The organism is Microbulbifer mixtoriginis (SeqCode) (genome assembly GCF_052467235.1).
The window spans coordinates 1609448-1627864 of record NZ_CP174305.1 but is presented as its reverse complement, the minus strand read 5'-3'; the positions used below and the strand labels follow the sequence as shown (position 1 = coordinate 1627864).

Below are 18417 nucleotides of genomic sequence, written 5' to 3'. Positions count from 1 at the left end.
TTTCTCATTTATTTATAGGAGGAGTGCTGAATTTCATCAGTATTTATTTATAAATAAAAAAATTTTTAATGTGCTTTTTATAAAGCACTTCTCTTTAAAACAAGGATGCTTATGCTGCGCAAATTATTGCTGTCTTGCTGCTTGCTTGCATCATCTACGGCGGTTATCGCTGCGGATGAACATACAGCTCTGCAAGCGCCCGTTCTCAATCTGCCGACAGGCCCGGGCAGTATCTCCGGGCTCGGTGAGGCTTTCACCCCTAATTTAAATACCGGCACCAGTTCGCGCCTAGTGAACTTGGCTGTGCCCCCTGGGCGTAATGGACTGGCTCCGGATGTATCACTGGAATACAACAGCGGGTTTGGTAACGGGCTATTGGGACTGGGGCATAAACTGGTTATTCCCTATATCCAGCGTCAAACCGACAAGGGCCTGCCTAATTATTCAGAGTGGGGTCAGGCTGATCGGCAGGATAACGACCGCGATGGTCGCACCGATGAGTTTGATGAATTTGATACGTTTATCAATCACCTGGGTGAAGAATTAGTTCTGGTGGAAGACGGTGTTTATCGCACCAAAAATGCCAGCGATTTTGCTCGCTACGAGCGTCTGTCGAAGGGTTGGCTGGTGACTCAATCCAACGGTCTGCGTTGGTATTTGGGGCAAGACTCTAATAGCCGAGTCAGCGGCAACAACGGCACATCGGTATTCTCCTGGTATCTAGAGGCGGTAGAAGATACCCATGGCAATCGTATCGACTATCAATATCGCAAGTTGGATGATGGCGTTCAGATTTATCTGGACAGGATTCAATATAATACGAATGGCGATATGGCAGTGCAGTTTCACTATGAAGACCGCCCTGACGTCCTAACAAATTATAAAGCGGGTTTTGAGATTAAAACCGCTTATCGCTTGCAGCGCGTGGAAACACAATTTGCCGGGCGCCACTTACGTAAATACGAATTTTCCTATCAGCCGCTAACGGAATGGCAAAGCCTCTCTTTGTTACAGGAAGTCCATTCCAGTGCAGGCGAGGGCGAATCTACGGTAACCCTGCCACCAGTGCGCTATGGCTACACCCACTATCAGCAGGATCAGGTGTTTATGTCACCGATGCCGGCTGCGAGTCAGGTACCACTGAATAACCCCGACGTTGCCTTCTTGGATATTAACCGGGATGGTTTGCCAGATGTTGTTAACACGGCACCGAATAAAGATGTTTACTGGCTTAATTTAGGTCCTGATAAAGATGGCCTGCCGCAATGGCAGAGTTATCGTGAAATGAATACTTTCACTACCAGCCGTATTTCCAGTGACTCGGTCACCTGGGCTGATATTGATGGCGCTGGTGATGTGAATCTATTGCAGTATAGCTCTGGTAGTACCCATTACTTTCATCTTGATGATAACTATAGTTGGCAGTATAGCGGTGCTATAGATGGACTCTATATTCCTCTCGATAGTCCCCATGTGGATATGCTGGACATCAACAATGACAAACGTATCGATGTCTTTGCGACGATAACCAATAGCAGCGGTAAGGTTTTATCCCATGTGGTGCAGCTGAACCATCCCGATGGCTGGTCACAGCCTATTCAATTGCCGATGCCCACAGGCACCGCAGCTATGCGTTTGGGTGATCCCAATGTCTTTCTCCGGGATATGAATGGAGATGGTCTGCCTGATCTGGTTTGGGTCAGCAATGGCTACGCGGCTTACTACGCTAACCGTGGCCTGCAGGGTTTTGCTCCCGCAGTAGTGTTTGCCAATAGTCCCGATACGTTACACAACCTCAAGAATGTTCGTGTTACTGATATCAATGCCGACGGCCGCGCTGACCTGGTGTATCTGAATGGAACCCATGTATCCATCTGGCTTAACCAGGGCCTGAACAGCAACCAACATCAATTAGCCCAATTTAGCCAGCCGCAACTGATCCAGGCCCAAGGCAATGTTGCTCCCGAAGAAGTGCGCCTGGTAGATATTAATGGTAATGGCTCCACGGATATTGTTTGGTACAGCCCCGGTCGCGGTGCTAATACTTTTTATTTCGCAGAGCTATTCCCCAATGAGCAACCGAATCAGCTAAAAACGATCGACAATGGCCTGGGTGCATTGACGACCCTGGAGTACGGCTCTGTTGTTGAGGAGATGGTGAGAGACCGCGAGGGTAGCAGCCCCTGGTCGCAGGGTATCCCTGTGGCAATGCAGGTACTTAAGCGCGTTGTTGTGGATGATGGCCGCGGTGGTGAACAGCAAACCACCGAGATGGATTACTGGGACGGCTTCTACGATGCTGCCGATAAAGAATTCCAGGGCTTTGCACACAGTGAAGAGCGCCGCGTGGGTGATGCCAGTACCCCGACACTGGCAACCCGCTACGAATTCCACCTGGGCCAAAAAGCCGATGGTACCGAACAGGAAGCCCTACAGGGCAAGATCAAACAAATAGAAACCCGCGATGCCTTCGGCGGAATTTTCTGGCGCGAGGAAAATCAGTGGGAGTTGCGCCAACTGCTGTCTGGTTATGCCGAGGAAAGTCGCAAAGTCGAGTTTGCGGCTATGACCGAACGCCAGCAGCATATGCTGGAGCGGGGCAGCGGTACCCCAGTGACCCTTGCCTGGGAGTATGACTACGATAATTACGGCAATACCACTTATATCAAAGAGCTGGGCCGTACCGATGGAAACTGGCAGGACGAGCGTATTACCCAATTGCGCTTCAGTGCGGAATCCGCCTCTGCACAGGGCCACTGGTTCCTGCACCTACCGCTAGAGCGCAAGGTTACCGACCTATCGGGCCGCGCTGTGGCCAAAGAGCAGTGGTTCTACGATGATGAAAGTTTCTCCGCTGGTAATTTAGGCGCGGTCTCCAAGGGCAACCTGACCCTGCGTCGACTCTGGCACGATGCTGAGAGTGCAGATGCCTATGTTGCCGCAGAGCGCCACCGCTACGATGCCTTTGGCAACCGCATTCAAAGTTATGACCCCTTGTGGGACGCCAACACAGGCCACCAAACCAAAGTCACTTACGACTCGCAATATCACACCTTCCCAACAGAAGTGGGTTTGCATACCGGCAGCCGCTGGCTCACCGCTCGTGCGGGTTACGACAAGGGCCTCGGTGTACTTACCGATTACACCGACTTTAACGGGCAGCAGACTCAATATGGTTACGATAGCCATGGACGCCTCACCGCCATGGCCAAGCCAGGGGACAGCCTGCAACTCCCCACGGTCGAGTACGATTACCAACTGGCGCAGATGGTAGATGGTCACCGTATCAGCTGGGTAGAGACTCGCCAGCGCGAGCGGAGTGGTGCTAGCGGTACCATCGACAGCCGTCGTTTTTACGACGGTCTGGGCCGCACCCTGATGGTGCGCAGTGAAGCCGAGCAACCGGGACAGGTTGTGGTCAGCGATCACAGTAACTTTAATGCGCGCGGCCAAGTAGTGCAGACCGCACTGCCTTACTTTGCCCAGGGGCTCGCCTATCGCGCTAATGATAAAGGTCAGCACCACCGACAATATCTTTACGACGCCCAAGGGCGTACCCAGGAGGTTTATCAGCCCTATACCGCGCAAAGTGGGGAAAGTGTCTTCAATCGCATCACCTATTTGCCCATGGCACAGGTGCTGGAAGATGAAGAGCAAACTCGTGCGAACAGTGTTCACCATGGCGCCGCCAAAAAACTGGTGTTTGATGGCCTGCAAACGGCGCAGGGTGAATACCGCCTGAGGCAAGTGGATGAAATTGTTGGAGCCAATACCCAGGGCGGCATCGGTGGTGCCACCTGGTCCACCTATTACGACTACGACCTCAATAATAATTTTACCCGCCTGCAGGATGCACAAAATAATGTGCGCACCATGCACTACGACGACCTGGGGCGCATGCGCTTCTTGGACGACCCCAACCGCGGACAGCGCTGGCAGTACTTTGACGATGCCGGCAACCTACTGGCCACCCGCGATGCCCTGGGGCAGGAGCGGCACTATCGCTACGATGGCGCCAACCGTCTCTTTGCCGAGTATCAATTATCACCGCGAGGAGAAGCTCCCAGCGGCGCAAATTGGCAACCGGGCTTGCAGCTGGGCTCTACTTCACCGGTAGTCAGCTACCAGTACGATCAGCGCGGCGAAGAGGGCGGTGCCTTCCTACTTGGGCGCCTGGCCAAAGTGACCGACCAAGCCGGCTTCGAGCAATGGGTTTATGACGCGCGCGGCAGAGTCGTACAGCGCCAGCGCAAGATCATCGGCCCGCAAATTAACAGCCCCCTCTATACCTCGCGCTTCGCCTATGACAGTGCCGGGCGTATGACACAGCAGTTCTACCCCGACAATAGCCGGGTGAACTTTGAATACAACGCCCGCGGTTTACTCGAGCGCATCCCGGGAGTGGTAGAGCGCCTGGACTATACCGCCAATGGGGTTTTGCAGTACCAGGGGCTGGCCAATGGTGTTGAAACTGATTGGGGCTTTGACGAGCGCCAGCGACTGGCCGGCTTGCGCACCCAGCGCAGCGGGGACGCCCTGCCACTGCAACAGTGGGATTACCGTTTTGATGCCGTCTCCAATGTACTCGGTATCGATGATAAACGCCCCAGCGACGCTCTCGCCGCAATGGCTGCCGAACTCGGCGCAACCAGTGCCCAGGCAGCCTCCCTGGCAAAAAATATTGTCTACAGCTACGACGATGTTTATCGCCTGACCGGCGTTGCCGACGATATCGAGCAGGTTTATTACAGCTACGACAAAATCGGCAACCTGCTGCAAGTGGGCCGCGCGAGTGTCGACCTGGCAGATATGGCCACCGCTGGAAATACCCAGATCACAGATCTGCGTTACGGCGGCAGCAATGACAATAATAACAACGGCGCCTCCAACCGCAGCAGCCGTGGCAGCCTGCCCGGCCCCCAAGCGTTGAGCTGGGCCCAAGGCCTGATTGAATACGATGACAACGGTAATCGTACGCAAGCCGGTGACCAGACCTACCACTGGGACCACGACCAGCGCCTGACTTACGCCGGTAATCAGCAAGCCGCTGACCAGTACGGTTATGACTTTAAACACCAGCGCCGCTTTAAAATCACCGAACGTGCAGGCGGAGCTCGCAGCGTCACCCTGTATATCGACGGAGATAGTGAAGTACGTGATGGCAAATTACTGAAGTACATCAGTGTTGGCCAGAAACGTATTGCCCGCAGTGACCAGAGTGGAGAAGTGTTCACGCCGACTGAGTATTACCTGCACACGCACGTAGGTTCTACCGACCTGACCCTGGATAAGGCTGGCAAGATCGTTAATGCCTTTACCTATAAGTCTTACGGCGAGCTGGAAAATGTCTTCGGTGATAGTACCGCAGCACCTTACCGCTATGCGGGTAAAGAGCTGGATAAGTCCACGGGTTTAGGTTACTTCGAACGACGCTACCTGCAGTCTGACTTTGGTACTTTTATTAGCCCGGATCCAGTGCTAAACCATTCGGGACGTTTTGTAGATCCACAGCGTTGGACGCCTTATCGTTATGCGCGAAATAATCCAATTAATTATGTGGATCCGAATGGCGAAGCTGCCATTAAGCTAAATGATGGAAGAGGGAAGGTAGCTAATAAAGCGGAGTTACTAGCAATCGAAGCTAGGTACAAAACTATGATTGTCGGAGCCAAGAGGAAAGGTTGGGATATTGCTGCTGGTGTATTAGAAAACTTTATGAGCCAAGAAAAAGATCCTTTTGAAATACCTTCAGAATGGCTTCTTCAGCAACCATCAATTAAGGAAGGAGTAGAACTAAATAAGCAACGCTTTTACGATACCTTGATGGAAAAAGCTGATTTAATGAACTCCGGAGAAACAACTTGGGATGCGGATTATTGGGATGTTCAAGTCAAGGCAGATTTGTTTTCTGAGTTTTATTATGCTAGCGGAACTTCGACTCTTACATCATATGGATATTTCAATCTCGAAGCAGGGGGAGATGGGACAGTAACCATTACAGGTACTATTCGACATGTTTGGTATGATCGCTATGATTGGCACGATGGTTTGAGTGCGACAGTCCCAATTTTTGGAAGAGTCGGCGATGAGTCAGGAAATAAATTGGTAGAAGGTGGAAGGGCGAAGGAATTTGATATGCAATCAGAGTGGACGGAGAACGTGAAATGGTAAGTTCAATTATTAAGAGCACTATAGCTTTCGCACTCTTGATGGCTGGTGCCGAGGTGTGCGCAAAAGATCTTGAGTGTGAGTTTCGTCCGGTTTTTATGAATGTAAAACCTGGGGAGAACCCTTATGAGCTGGGATCTGAAGATTTAAGTACAGAGATTCGAGATAATCTTATGTTGATCCTTAAATATTATGGGAAGGATGTGGAGGTGCTAGGTCAGTCAAATTTAAAGATTTCCTGTGACTTGTACTCTGATTTAGATTTTCTTGTAAGTGTTACGAAAAAATCTCAAGATAAGACTTGGTTAAAACAACATGAAATGTTGAAAAAAACATATAAGAAATAGAGGTCTGGTAAACGTTAGCGTGTTGACTTTTTATAGTGCAGATAGTGGCTGAAGTTAGTGAAGCTTCTGTGTGAGATAAAGTCCGATCTAACTTACTTGCTCATTTTTTATTAGGCTTCCAGGTACTCAGTGATTACATTTTCTGGGTGCTTGGGTGCTTGGGTGCTTGGGTGCTTGGGTGCTTGGGTGCTTGGGTGCTTGGGTGCTTGGGTGCTTGGGTAGATTTTTGGGGGAATAATTAAACTTTTATTTTTTGTTTTTTCTTCATGTCTCATATGTTTCTGTTTGAATTAGGGTTTGTTCTTCTTAATATGAACCTATAAGCCTTCTTAAAAAGATGGCAGCACTCAATGTCTCAATTAACTGTTATTCTCTATTTTTAATCTACTTAGGCAAAGCCTCTCACGATCATCAAATAAATGTTTCGCACACAATGCGACTGCCACAAAAGTACCAAACCCAGTACCCGCAGCGATCGTAAACATAATCAAAATCTGATATTTAACCGCAATAGTAGGCGCGGTACCGGCTAGTATCTGCCCGGTCATCATACCGGGTAGAAAGACAATACCGGCTGCAGCCATCATATTGATCGTTGGCATCAACCCCGCGCGCATGGCATCCCGGCGAAATTCAATACTGGCTTGCCGCCAGGTTTCGCCCAGCATTAGACGATTTTCAATAATATCCTGTGAACGCCGCATACTTTCTGTCAGCCGGTCTAGGCCTAGGGCAACGCCGGTCATGGTGTTTCCCAGAAGCATGCCTAATAATGGAATAGAGTATTGCGGTTGGTACCAGGGCCGGGGGCCGATTAGCACCACTAGACTCAGTATTGTGACGCTAAATGCGGAAACCAGCATGGATAAAGTGCCAATGGCAAAACTCCAGCCTCCGCGGAGACGATATTTTTGCCGTGAGACGACTTGTTGCCCGGCAAACAGTAACATCGCGAGCCCTAACAGGCTGACCCATAACAGGGTGCCTACGGCGAATAGCGCTTCCAGTATGACTCCGACAAGCGCCAGCTGTATCGCTGTGCGCACCGCCGCAATAATCAGCGGTTTACCGAGCTGTAATCGGGCAATATGGGTGCAAATTGCCAGGGCGACTACCAACCCCGCAGCCAGTGATAACTGCCACCAGGAAAGATCGATCATATTCATTTAGATAGTTCCCGCTCCACAAGATAGCTGCCTTGAATTTCAATATTCCTGCTGGCCACTCGTTGGATTTGCTCTCTATTATGCGCCACCCAGATGACGGGGTATTGGTGCTTGCTGATTTCATCCATAAGCCATGTTTCTACTTTGCTGGTAGTATCTGCATCCAGATTGGCAGTAGGTTCATCCAGTAAAAGTGCCTGTGGAGTGTAGGAAAGCGCACGAATAAGTGCCAAGCGCTGTTTCTCCCCGGAAGAGAGCCGGCTTACCTGCCACTCTGTTGCCTCATCGGGAAATCCCAATATTTTTAACGCTTGCCCCATCGGCTGATTAAAGTGTTCGCCCACTGTCTCGTACCACCAGGCACTTTGTGCCGGTACCAACATAACCTGGCGGCGCCACTGGTGACCAGACATAGCCTCTTGTAAATTATTGCCAAGAGAGATCTGGCCGTTGTGAGGATCGACATCGGCGATGGCACGTAGTAAGCGGCTTTTACCAGATCCTGAGGGGCCAGATAAGCAAACAACTTCGCCTGGTGCTATAGCTAGATCTACTTTCTGAAGTAAATCGTTACTCAGATTTTCTATATGTAGTTTAGACATGACTCTTGCTGCTTACTTCTATTTATTGGGTTTCTAGGCTTCTTAAGGGCTGCACCTGTTCTCTATAAATGAACTTGCTTCGATATTATAACCTGGATATTAATTTTCCTGATGAAATAATTCGGAAGCTAAATGTCATATTAATGGGTTAAATTTTTCATGCTAATATTTTTAGTGGCTGTTATCTGTGTCAGTTGTTAATGTGATTTTAGAATGGGTTGATAGGGAGGTATGAGCCTCACTGGAGGCCTATCTTCTTTTGGTATGTATGAACTCTGAAGAAGAATAGCAAGCTCGAAAAAGTGTTAGGTGAAGATCTCCCCGTAGGAAATTGTGCTGGGTCTGCCTATAAAAAGTGGCTGAATCTAGTGCTGCTTTGAAAATATTTATGTGAGTGGTTGGTTGAGGGTACTTGAAAAAGTTTTTAAGATAAATTTTAAAAAAATTTTATAATCCTGTTTATTTTGGATAGACGAAGTTTTTTGTTGCTAAATAATTTAATTGTTGCTTTGTTTTAAAGGTAAAAAAGGAAGTGTCAAATTGAATATTGTCGAGTCCGGTGAGTATGTTGAATTAGTGTTGGTGAGAAGGTCCTGATGCATGCTTATGTAGATTTTTGCTTTTCATTTACCCAGTGATCTTGCCCCGATAAAACGGACACACTACTTTTCATACTGCTATTCGCTCATATTCCATTGGTGATCGGTAGCCTAGAGCTGAATGCAGCCGCCTACGGTTGTAAAAATCATTAATATATCGAGCCAAAGCATACTTTAGATGGCTCATTGTCTGGAATCTAGTTTCTCTAATCAGTTCAGCTTTTAAGCTATGGAAGAACGACTCCATATGGGCATTATCCGTACATTTACCCGCTCTACTCAAGCTATGCTGGATTCCATATTTTCTCAACTCTTTTTGATACTCGGACCCTCTGTACTCTACACCTCTGTCCGTGTGTAATATTAATCCCGGTTTGGATCCTCTTTTCCTTACAGCATTCATCAGGGTTCTTCGGGTTAATTCTGTTGTTCTTTTCGTATCTAAACTCCAACCGATTACTCGGCGAGAATACAAATCCATCACCACTGACAAGTACTGCCATTGACCCTTAACCTTAAGGTAGGTTATGTCAGCAACCCAAACTTGATTCTTGCTTTTAGGCACAGCTCCATCCGGTCTAAGATTCTCCCCAGAGGCTAGGAAACGCTTTATGCCTGGTGCCCTACGTGTCACTCTCGTAACTCTGGCTACGACTCCTAATTCCTGCATCAGCCGGGCTACGCGCTTACGGCTAACTTCATATCCCTTGGTCAGCAGGGCTTTCCAAATTCTTGGACTACCATAGCGCCCTGCAGAGTCATCCGAAATCTTTTGAATCTGAACCTTTAGATCATCATCTTGGTGTTTTCGGTGCGATCGCTGCCTCTTCAGCCAATCATAATAGCCACTGCGCGATACTCCCAGCCACTGACAAGTTCTTTTGATACCTAGTTCTGATCCGAACCTCTGGATGAATCGATATCTTGCTGATGTTCCTCCGCAAGAAACCGTTGCCACTTTTTTAACAAATCAAGCTCCTGCTTTAATTTACGATTCTCCGCCTCTAAACGCTTTACTCTAGAAAGTTCTTTCTCTGCTTTAGAGACTACACCAGTAAGCTTTCTTCGTTTATCTGCCACAATCTTCCCCTCCTGAAACTCTTTTCGCCATCGTGACAGCATGAAAGGGTGAATGTCGAGAGTTTCGGCCACTTCCTTAACTTGAACACCCTCTATCAAGCTAAGCATTACCGCTTTCACTTTGAATTCGTTTGAATACTGCCAAGTCTTTCTAGGTTTGTTGTATTTCGGCATAAGACACCTCGTCTGTTTGACTTTGGTGTCCGTTAAAACGGGGCAAGATCACAGTGTAACTATAAATATGAGTTAGTTTGATTGGTTTTTTCACCTGGTTGGCTGCTTCTCTAGGTCAAGAAATAAGTTTCTTCTAAACGCTTGGATGTATCAATCTTTCGACTGTCTTTTCAGTTAAGTCAAGTGTGATATGCCAATTTGAGGTTAATCTTAGAATCAGTGAAATGGGTTGATACAAGACGGCTTCTTAGGTGGAAGAAAAGAGGGATATAATGTGCTACTGGATAGCATATCCAGTGTATATGGCTAGTTGGGTAAAGGGAGATTGACTGATAAGGCAGTTAGGCCGCGGTCAGATATGGACTAAGTGGGAAACTACTGATGAGACTTTGGGGCTCAATGCTTTATGAAGACTTACCTGAGAACCAGTTAGTCTAGGATTTGATAGTGGCGCAATGAGTGTTAGTCATCATAAAATATATCTTAAAACCACCTGATAGACAGGAAGGGGCAGAGATCCTAGGTAAGCCTTACAATAGATTGAACGACCAAAACAGTATTTCCCCAGAATACGGGAGGATTTTATGAAAACGCAGGATAAGCGCATCACCGCTGAATTCCTCGCTGCTCAGGCTGCGGGTTCATGCCGAATAGAAGGTCTCAAGGTGACTCCTGAAGAGGAAGAGCGGATGAGAGATATCATTTCTGGAAAAGTTGATGCGGAAGAAGATATTCAGAAAATAGTGGATGCCTTCAAAGCCCAAAATACCAAAACGAAAGAATAAATTTATTAGCTTTTAGACCATTAGAGTTTTAGACATGGATGCCTACGCCCAGTATGATATTTCTGAGTACGATCCGTACTTGTTGCACAATTCAGAATGCCTAAAGAACTTGTTAGGATTTACTGATACATCATCTCTTAATGAAGCGGAAAGGGTGATCACTCAGCGCACATTGGCAGATCTGATAGCCTCTCCCGTGACTCCCACCTTTGATCTTGTACATCTATGTGAGATCCATCGACGCTTATTTCGACATGTGTACCCATTCGCGGGGAAAACAAGAAAAGTAGAGATTAGTAAAGGTAATAAGCTTTTCCTCCCTTATAGCTTGATTGAGAAAGAGAGCAGCAAGTGCTTCCAACAGCTGGCCTCTGAAGGATATCTGCAGGGCCTCGATCCAAGAGCATTTGGACAGAGAGCGGGTTTCTATTTAGGTTGGATCAACAAGATCCATGCTTTTCGTGAGGGCAATGGGCGTTCGCAGCGGGTATTTATAGATCAGTTGGCCAGTCAGAACGGTTACTTTGTGGAGTGGTCCGCGATAAGTGGGCAAGCCATGGCTGATGCTAGTCGAGCGGCAAGGTCGGTAGACCCCGAAGCTAAAGAGCTTTCTAGACTGATCGGGCTGAATGTCGTTAGAAAAGTTTGGTAGTGAAGACGAGCGGCTCGTAGAAAAGCAAGCTTGGCGGTTCTAGCAGGCTCTTCAAATAGTCCAGCATGATGAAGGGGTTCGTTGCTCTTCACACCTTACCCTTTCAATCAAGTTCGCCGAGCGTTCACTCTGCTTTTAGGGAACTCTAAACAAAAGCCTCATTTTTTAGAGCTCCCTACGGTATATATGTAATCAAGAGTTGAGTGAAAAGTAGGTAATTAGGATTGCTTTGCCAAGTATGAAGTTTTTTGAAGATCTTGATGCCGTTTACTCGGCATATAAAAGATAGTAGTTGTTGCTTTAAAACAAGAAAAAATTAACTTTGTAAAAAATTCATAATAAGCGATTTATGGATAGTTAATCGCTTATAAAGGCTTTAAGCTTGTAAGTAGAAGCTTTTACCAGAGATGAAAGTGTTTCAGAGCTAATAAGCTTGATCTACTTCTCATAAGTTTTGCTGTGGACAGGTAACCAGGTTCAGGCTTGGGTCTGGCAATCCCAGTAGATGCAAGTTGCAGCAGTCTATAGTCGGGTAGCCGGGTGAAATAATTTTTGCTTTTCAAGCTTACTGATGTCGAGGTTCTTCCCATTCTAGAGATATTGGCCTAGCAATAGTAACTTAACCCCCTTTGAACCTCCCGCCCCAGTCCGCCATAATCCGCTCCTTCCGAATCGAATAACGAGTGCTGTATGACCGACACCTCTGTCTACGAGGCCACAGAGCGCCTGCCGTTAAAGGAGTACACCGAGAAGGCGTACTTGGATTACTCCATGTATGTGATCCTGGATCGCGCCCTGCCGAATATCGGTGACGGCCTGAAGCCTGTACAGCGGCGAATTGTCTACGCCATGAGCGAGCTGGGCCTGAAGAATACTGCCAAGTATAAGAAGTCTGCGCGCACGGTTGGCGATGTGATCGGTAAGTACCATCCCCATGGCGATAGTGCCGTGTATGAAGCGATGGTGTTAATGGCACAGCCGTTCAGCTACCGCTACCCGTTGATTGATGGCCAGGGCAACTGGGGCTCGCCGGATGATCCCAAGTCCTTCGCAGCCATGCGTTATACCGAGTCGCGCATGGGCAAATATTCGGAAGTGCTGCTGTCGGAACTGGGCCAGGGCACGGTGGATTGGCAGCCAAACTTTGATGGCACCATGGATGAGCCCTGTGTGTTGCCGGCGCGGGTGCCGAATATCCTGTTAAACGGTACCACCGGTATTGCCGTGGGTATGGCCACCGATATTCCGCCGCATAATTTGCGCGAAGTGGTCAACGCGACGGTGGCACTGCTGGAGAATCCCAAGGCCACGGTAGAAGAGCTGTGTGAGCATATTCTTGGTCCGGATATGCCCACCGAGGCGGAGATTATTACCCCGCGCGAAGACATTCGTAAGATTTACACCAGTGGTCGCGGCTCTATCAAAATGCGCGCCCTGTGGAGTAAGGAAGACGGCGATATTGTGATTACCGCGCTTCCCCACCAGGTGAGTGGCGCCAAGGTGCTGGAGCAGATCGCCCAGCAGATGCAGGCGAAGAAGCTGCCGATGGTGAGCGACCTGCGCGATGAGTCGGATCACGAAAATCCCACCCGCCTGGTGATTGTGCCTAAGTCCAACCGGGTGGAAATGGAATCGGTGATGAATCACCTATTCGCTACCACCGACCTGGAGCGCAACTACCGCGTCAATATGAATATGATCGGTATCGATGGCCGTCCGCAGGTGAAGTCCCTCGATAAGATCCTGCGCGAGTGGCTAACCTTCCGCGCCACTACCACGCGCCGCCGCTTGCAGTTCCGCCTTGATAAAGTAGAGAAGCGCCTGCACCTGTTGGCCGGCTTGTTGGTAGCCTTCCTCAATATCGATGAAGTGATCGAGATTATCCGTACCAGCGACGAGCCCAAGCAGGAGCTGATGGACCGCTTCGAGCTGACGGATATACAGGCGGATTACATCCTCGATACCAAGCTGCGCCAGTTGGCGCGCCTGGAAGAGATGAAAATTCGCGGTGAGCAGGCGGAGCTTGAGAAAGAGCGCGATACCCTGACCAAGACTCTGGACAGTGAGCGCCGCCTTAAAACCTTGATCAAGAAAGAATTACTGGCTGCAGCTAAGGAGTTCGGCGATGAACGCCGTTCGCCCATCGTGGCCCGTGAGGAAGCCAAGGCATTTAGCGAATCGGAGCTGCTATCTTCCGACCCCATTACCGTGGTGGTTTCTGAGAAAGGCTGGATTCGTGCCGCTAAAGGTCATGAGATCGATGCGGCGGCACTGAGTTATAAGGCCGGTGACAATCTCGGTTTTGCCGCGCGCGGCAAGAGTAACCAGCCGGCGCTGTTGCTCGACAGCACCGGGCGCAGTTATTCCATCGCCTCCCATACCTTGCCATCAGCGCGGGGCCAGGGCGAGCCATTGAGTGGCCGTATCAACCCGCCTTCCGGTGCCACATTTGAGGGGCTGCTCATGGGGTCGGACGACCAGCGGGTTCTGTTGGCCTCCGATGCGGGCTATGGTTTTATCGCCAAGCTTGCCGACCTGCAGTCGCGCAACAAGTCGGGCAAGGCCATGCTGACCCTGCCCAAAGGTGCTCAGGTCTTGCCGCCGCAGTTGTTAGATAGTCCCGAAGAGGCACTGTTGGCGGCGGTAACCTCTGAGGGTCGCATGCTGGTATTCCCCGTCACAGAGCTGCCGGAATTATCGAAAGGCAAGGGCAATAAGATTATCAATATCACTGCCGCACGGGCTGCTAGCCGCGAGGAAGTGGTGGTGGGAATCGCCGTGTTGGAGGGTAAAAACCAGCTGGTCGTGCATGCCGGTAAGCGCCATACCAAGATCAAGATCTCGGAAATGGAGCACTACCGCGGTGAGCGTGGCCGACGGGGCAACAAGCTGCCACGGGGCTTTCAGAAGGTCGATAGCATCGAGGTGCTGGAAAAATAAGCCTTTACTAATGTGGCACGGTAAAAGCGGTCATTGCGACCGCTTTTTTATTGCCAGTTTTTAGTATTGATAAGCCGCGCATTGATGAAATAATAAGCAGGCTTATAATGAGCGCCCTCAAAAAGGGGGAGACTATGTCAGGGATGGGCGGGTCCGGAAAAGACAGCGCAACCGAGATGAGCTTTGCGCTGCATAGCGCGGCGCGCCTGTTGCGGCGTAACTTTGACCGCCGAGCACGGGATCACGGCCTCAGCGATGCCCGCTGGCAGGTGCTCTGGCATCTGACACGGGAGCAGGGACTGAAGCAAACTGCCCTGGCGGGACGCCTGGAGATGGCACCGATCAGCCTGGCGCGCCTGCTCGACAAGTTGCAGGGCGAAGGACTGGTGGAGCGACGGCCCGATCCACAGGATCGGCGCTGTTTTAGGATTTATCCCACCGACCGGGCACAGCCGGCTATGGCGCTGCTGGGAGACCTGGCGGAGGAGACCCGCAGTCACGCCTTGGATGGCTTTACTGCGGCGGAAATAGGACAACTGCAGACGCTGCTCGGGCGGCTGCGCAAGAATCTGGTAGGCGAAGAGATTGAATGTGACTGACAAGCTGCACCTGAAGCTAAAGCCGAGTGCGATGCGCAAGCTGGGGGCCGCCCTGGGATTGGCGTTTGTCGCCCTGGCGGCCGGCTGGAGCCTGTATGGCGGCGGCGATATCGTCGAGACGCAAAACGCCTATGTAAAGGCGGATAAAGTTTCCCTGGCACCAGAAGTTCATGGTGTGGTGACCAAGGTGTTGGTAAGTGCCAATGAGCCGGTTTTTAAGGGCCAGTTGTTGATTCAAATTGACCGCACGGCTTATGAGCTGGCGGTGACCGAAGCTGAGGCGCGCCTGGCTCAGGTGCGCAATGATCTGCTGGCGCGCCGCGCCGAATATGCCGAGGCGGATGCCGCCCTGCAGCAGGCGCGCAAAGATGCAGATTTCTACCGGCGCCAACTGGAACGCAATGAAAAACTGGGCAAGGTGGCCTTCTCTGAAGCGGAGTTGGATAGCGCCCGCCAGCAGCTGGAGCGGGCCCGCGCGCAGATCACCATCAATGCGGAAAAGCTCTCCAGTCTGCGTGCCGAGCTGGGCGGCGACCCCAGTGTGGCCCTGGAAGAGCAGGCCGACCTCAAGGTGGCCCAGGCGCAGTTGGACAAGGCCAATTATCAACTGTCGCGTACCCGTATTATTGCACCTATGGATGGCGTGATCGCCAATACCCTGCCACAAGTCGGAGAGATGGCCACCGTCGGCGAGAGCCTTCTGTTTATGGTGGGCACCAGCGGCCTGTGGGTAGAGGCCAACCTTAAAGAAACCGAGCTGGCCAGGGTGCGCACGGGCCAGCAGGCGGAGGTGACCCTCGATGCCTACCCGGACTTTGAATGGCAGGCCCAGGTGGACAGCATGAGTCCGGCCAGTGGTAGTGAGTTTTCACCTACTCCGCCGCAGAATGCCAGCGGCGAATGGCACAAGGTGGTACAGCGGGTACCGGTGCGCTTGCGCCTCTACCCCCTCAAGGATGCGCCGCCGCTCCGTGCGGGTATGAGCGCTAAAGTGCGTATCGATACCAGTGAGGATGCCAAGGTAGTATCCGCACGCGCCTCTACCGATGAGAGTGGCAGGGTGGTTCTCTAGAAGCACTTCAGTGGCTGGGATTTGCGCTGTGCGATGGAGCGGTCGATTTGGCTGTCAGAATCTGACTAACCAGTGGCAACCGGCCAAAAAAAAAGGCCCGCAATGCGGGCCCTGTAATTTACTCTTCGACTCTGTGCCAGGTCTGGGTGCGGTAGAGAAAACCGAGGTACCCACGCACTTTCAGGGTGTTGTCGTTTTCCAACCAGAACTTGCAGTCGTACACCTTGCCTTTCACCGGGTCCATAATTTCCCCGCCTTCGTATTTCTTGCCTTTCTGCACCATATTGGTGATCACGTCCATTCCTACAAGAGGCTTGCCCTTTAGGTCACCTGGGCAGTTTTCACAAATGGTGTCATTGGGCTTCAGCAATAGCTGAACGATCTTGCCGAAGTACTTACCGTCCTTTTCATAAATTTCCACGATGGATCTGGGCTTGCCGGATTCGTCATCAATAGTGCGCCACTTGCCTACAACATCTGCGGCATTGGCCTGCAGGGCGAACAACAGGCCGAATGTGGCCAGGAGCAGGTTTCTGATCATCTGTAGGTTTTCCTCTATTCAGTGGATGACCCAGATCTTACAGCAAGTCACTTGCAGCGACACCGCATAAGTCATCATCGGGTAAAAAAATAACCGCATACAGACGACATTTGACCGCAAATACCGGCAATTTGTTCGCAAGTTGTACCAATTTGGCCCTATTAAGAGCTACAGCTCAACGGGATACGCTTGCCGGATTCTGGGGGAGCGCTGGCCCAGACTTCGTGTTGAGGGTGCTCGTCAAATGGGCTCTGCAGTAGCTGGCGCAGGGTATGCAAGGGTTGGTAATCACCGGTTTCGGCGGTCTCAATAACCTTCTGTGCCAAGTAGTTGCGCAATAGGTATTTGGGGTTTGTCGCTAGCATGGCTCGGTTGCGGGCGCAGGAATCACTGTGCTCACGCGCCAGGCGTCGATCGTAGTGCCCCAGCCACTGCTCAAGGGCGCTGTGCTGAGCCTCGGCGAGACATTCCTGAAGTCCTTGGGCGGGACGCTCTCCGCGGTAGCGGGATAGGGCGCGGAAGAAGAGGGTATAGTCTGCCTCCCCCTGTTGTAACAACTGCAGTAGATCTGCGCAGAGTGCCTGATCGCCCTCCTCCTCGGTGGTGAGCCCCAATTTGGCGCGCATCCTCGCAGCAAAGGCATCGGTCACCTGGGGTTGGAACTGCTCCAGACAGTCTCGCAGTGCCTCTACACTGACAAAGCCGGAGAGAGAGTGGGCCAGGGCATTCAGGTTCCAAAGTACTACACCGGGCTGCTGCTCGAAGGCGTAGCGGCCGGTATGGTCTGAATGGTTGCAGATAAAAGTGGGATCGTAGTCATCGAGAAAGGCATAGGGGCCGTAGTCGAAGGTGTCTCCAATAATCGACATATTGTCGGTATTCAATACGCCGTGGGCGAAACCCACCGCCTGCCAGCCCGCCACCAGTTCAGCACTGCGTCTGGTAGTAAAGCGCAGCATGGCCTCTGCCTGTTCACCAATACTGAGTTCTTGGGAGTCGGGGAGAAAACGCCGGCAGATCTCGCCGATAAGCTGTTGTTGGGCTTGCAGCTGCTTGGTGTAAAACAGGTATTCGAAGTGACCGAAGCGTACATGGCTTTCGGCCACGCGGATCAACATGGCGCCCTTTTCAATTTGCTCGCGGGTTACCGGCTCGTCACTACCGACGATACTCAACGCGCGGGTAGAGCGGATGCCCAGGCCACTTAGGGCTTCGCCGGCGAGATATTCGCGAATGGTGGAGCGTAACACTGCGCGGCCGTCGCCAAAGCGGGAATAGGGGGTTTGGCCGGCGCCTTTCAGATGTAATTCCCAGCTTTTGCCTTGGTGTTCAACTTCCCCCAACAGCAGGGCGCGGCCGTCGCCCAGATCCGGGTTGTAGACGCCGAATTGATGGCCTGTGTACTTCATGGCAAAGGGTCGGCTGCCGTGAAACAATTTGGCACCACACCCCAGTTGGGCCCAGTCGGGATTGCTCGCCTCAGCGGCATTGATACCCAGCAGCTGCAGCACAGCGGGATTGATATCGATAAGCTGTGGATGCTTGAAGGGAGTGGGGTTGATACGGCGGCCAAAGGCATCGCCCATATCGGCGTAGCGGTGGCTGAGGGTAACTTCGCTGAGTTTCATAGATTTTGGGTTTGGGCTAAAAATAAATGTTGCCAGGCATGTTACCGGCATTAATCGCTATTCG

The 18417-nt window shown here is 50.9% G+C and carries 12 protein-coding genes; 7 read left to right on the top strand and 5 right to left on the bottom strand.

Annotation, left to right across the window (positions count from 1 at the left end; genetic code table 11):
• Positions 1 to 111: 111 nt before the first annotated feature.
• Complete coding sequence (locus tag ACJJIO_RS07195) at positions 112 to 6171, top strand: toxin TcdB middle/N-terminal domain-containing protein (RefSeq protein ID WP_444910592.1); 6060 nt, start codon at positions 112 to 114, stop codon at positions 6169 to 6171.
• On the top strand, positions 6165 to 6515 hold the full coding sequence (locus ACJJIO_RS07190) for a hypothetical protein (RefSeq protein ID WP_444899738.1): 351 nt from the start codon (positions 6165 to 6167) through the stop codon (positions 6513 to 6515). Before ACJJIO_RS07195 ends, ACJJIO_RS07190 begins: the two co-directional genes overlap by 7 nt.
• Before the next feature lie 359 nt (positions 6516 to 6874).
• Here the strand turns inward: ACJJIO_RS07190 and ACJJIO_RS07185 are convergent, their stop codons facing one another.
• The 3 genes from ACJJIO_RS07185 to ACJJIO_RS07175 form a co-directional block, all read right to left on the bottom strand.
• Positions 6875 to 7681, bottom strand: a complete 807-nt coding sequence (locus ACJJIO_RS07185; protein WP_444910591.1) for an ABC transporter permease — start codon at positions 7679 to 7681, stop codon at positions 6875 to 6877.
• A complete protein-coding gene (locus tag ACJJIO_RS07180; protein WP_444910590.1) occupies positions 7678 to 8283 on the bottom strand; it encodes an ABC transporter ATP-binding protein in 606 nt (201 codons plus the stop codon). The genes ACJJIO_RS07185 and ACJJIO_RS07180 overlap by 4 nt, the downstream gene beginning before the upstream one ends.
• 669 nt (positions 8284 to 8952) lie before the next feature.
• A protein-coding gene (locus ACJJIO_RS07175; protein WP_444889693.1) for an IS3 family transposase occupies positions 8953 to 10136 on the bottom strand; the annotation gives its coding sequence in 2 pieces (ribosomal slippage) (positions 8953 to 9854 and positions 9854 to 10136; 1185 coding nt in all).
• 584 nt (positions 10137 to 10720) lie between these two features.
• Here ACJJIO_RS07175 and ACJJIO_RS07170 point away from each other — a divergent pair.
• The 5 genes from ACJJIO_RS07170 to ACJJIO_RS07150 all read left to right on the top strand — a co-directional run bounded on the left by ACJJIO_RS07170 (position 10721) and on the right by ACJJIO_RS07150 (position 16184).
• Positions 10721 to 10921, top strand: coding sequence for an antitoxin VbhA family protein (locus ACJJIO_RS07170; protein ID WP_252083422.1), 201 nt, complete (start codon positions 10721 to 10723; stop codon positions 10919 to 10921).
• 34 nt (positions 10922 to 10955) lie between these two features.
• Positions 10956 to 11573, top strand: a complete 618-nt coding sequence (locus ACJJIO_RS07165) for a Fic/DOC family protein (protein WP_444910589.1) — start codon at positions 10956 to 10958, stop codon at positions 11571 to 11573.
• A 690-nt stretch (positions 11574 to 12263) separates the two neighbouring features.
• Complete coding sequence (parC, locus tag ACJJIO_RS07160; RefSeq protein WP_444899742.1) at positions 12264 to 14513, top strand: DNA topoisomerase IV subunit A; 2250 nt, start codon at positions 12264 to 12266, stop codon at positions 14511 to 14513.
• A 107-nt stretch (positions 14514 to 14620) separates the two neighbouring features.
• The gene (locus tag ACJJIO_RS07155; protein WP_444899743.1) at positions 14621 to 15112 is read left to right on the top strand and encodes a MarR family winged helix-turn-helix transcriptional regulator; all 492 of its coding nucleotides are present in this window, start codon (positions 14621 to 14623) and stop codon (positions 15110 to 15112) included.
• Positions 15105 to 16184, top strand: coding sequence for an HlyD family secretion protein (locus tag ACJJIO_RS07150; RefSeq protein WP_252083418.1), 1080 nt, complete (start codon positions 15105 to 15107; stop codon positions 16182 to 16184). Before ACJJIO_RS07155 ends, ACJJIO_RS07150 begins: the two co-directional genes overlap by 8 nt.
• Before the next feature lie 118 nt (positions 16185 to 16302).
• Here the strand turns inward: ACJJIO_RS07150 and ACJJIO_RS07145 are convergent, their stop codons facing one another.
• Both ACJJIO_RS07145 and ACJJIO_RS07140 read right to left on the bottom strand, forming a co-directional pair.
• Positions 16303 to 16725, bottom strand: a complete 423-nt coding sequence (locus ACJJIO_RS07145; RefSeq protein WP_252083417.1) for a DUF2147 domain-containing protein — start codon at positions 16723 to 16725, stop codon at positions 16303 to 16305.
• 161 nt (positions 16726 to 16886) lie between these two features.
• The gene (locus tag ACJJIO_RS07140; RefSeq protein ID WP_444910588.1) at positions 16887 to 18353 is read right to left on the bottom strand and encodes a protein adenylyltransferase SelO; all 1467 of its coding nucleotides are present in this window, start codon (positions 18351 to 18353) and stop codon (positions 16887 to 16889) included.
• Between the last annotated feature and the right edge of the window lie 64 nt (positions 18354 to 18417).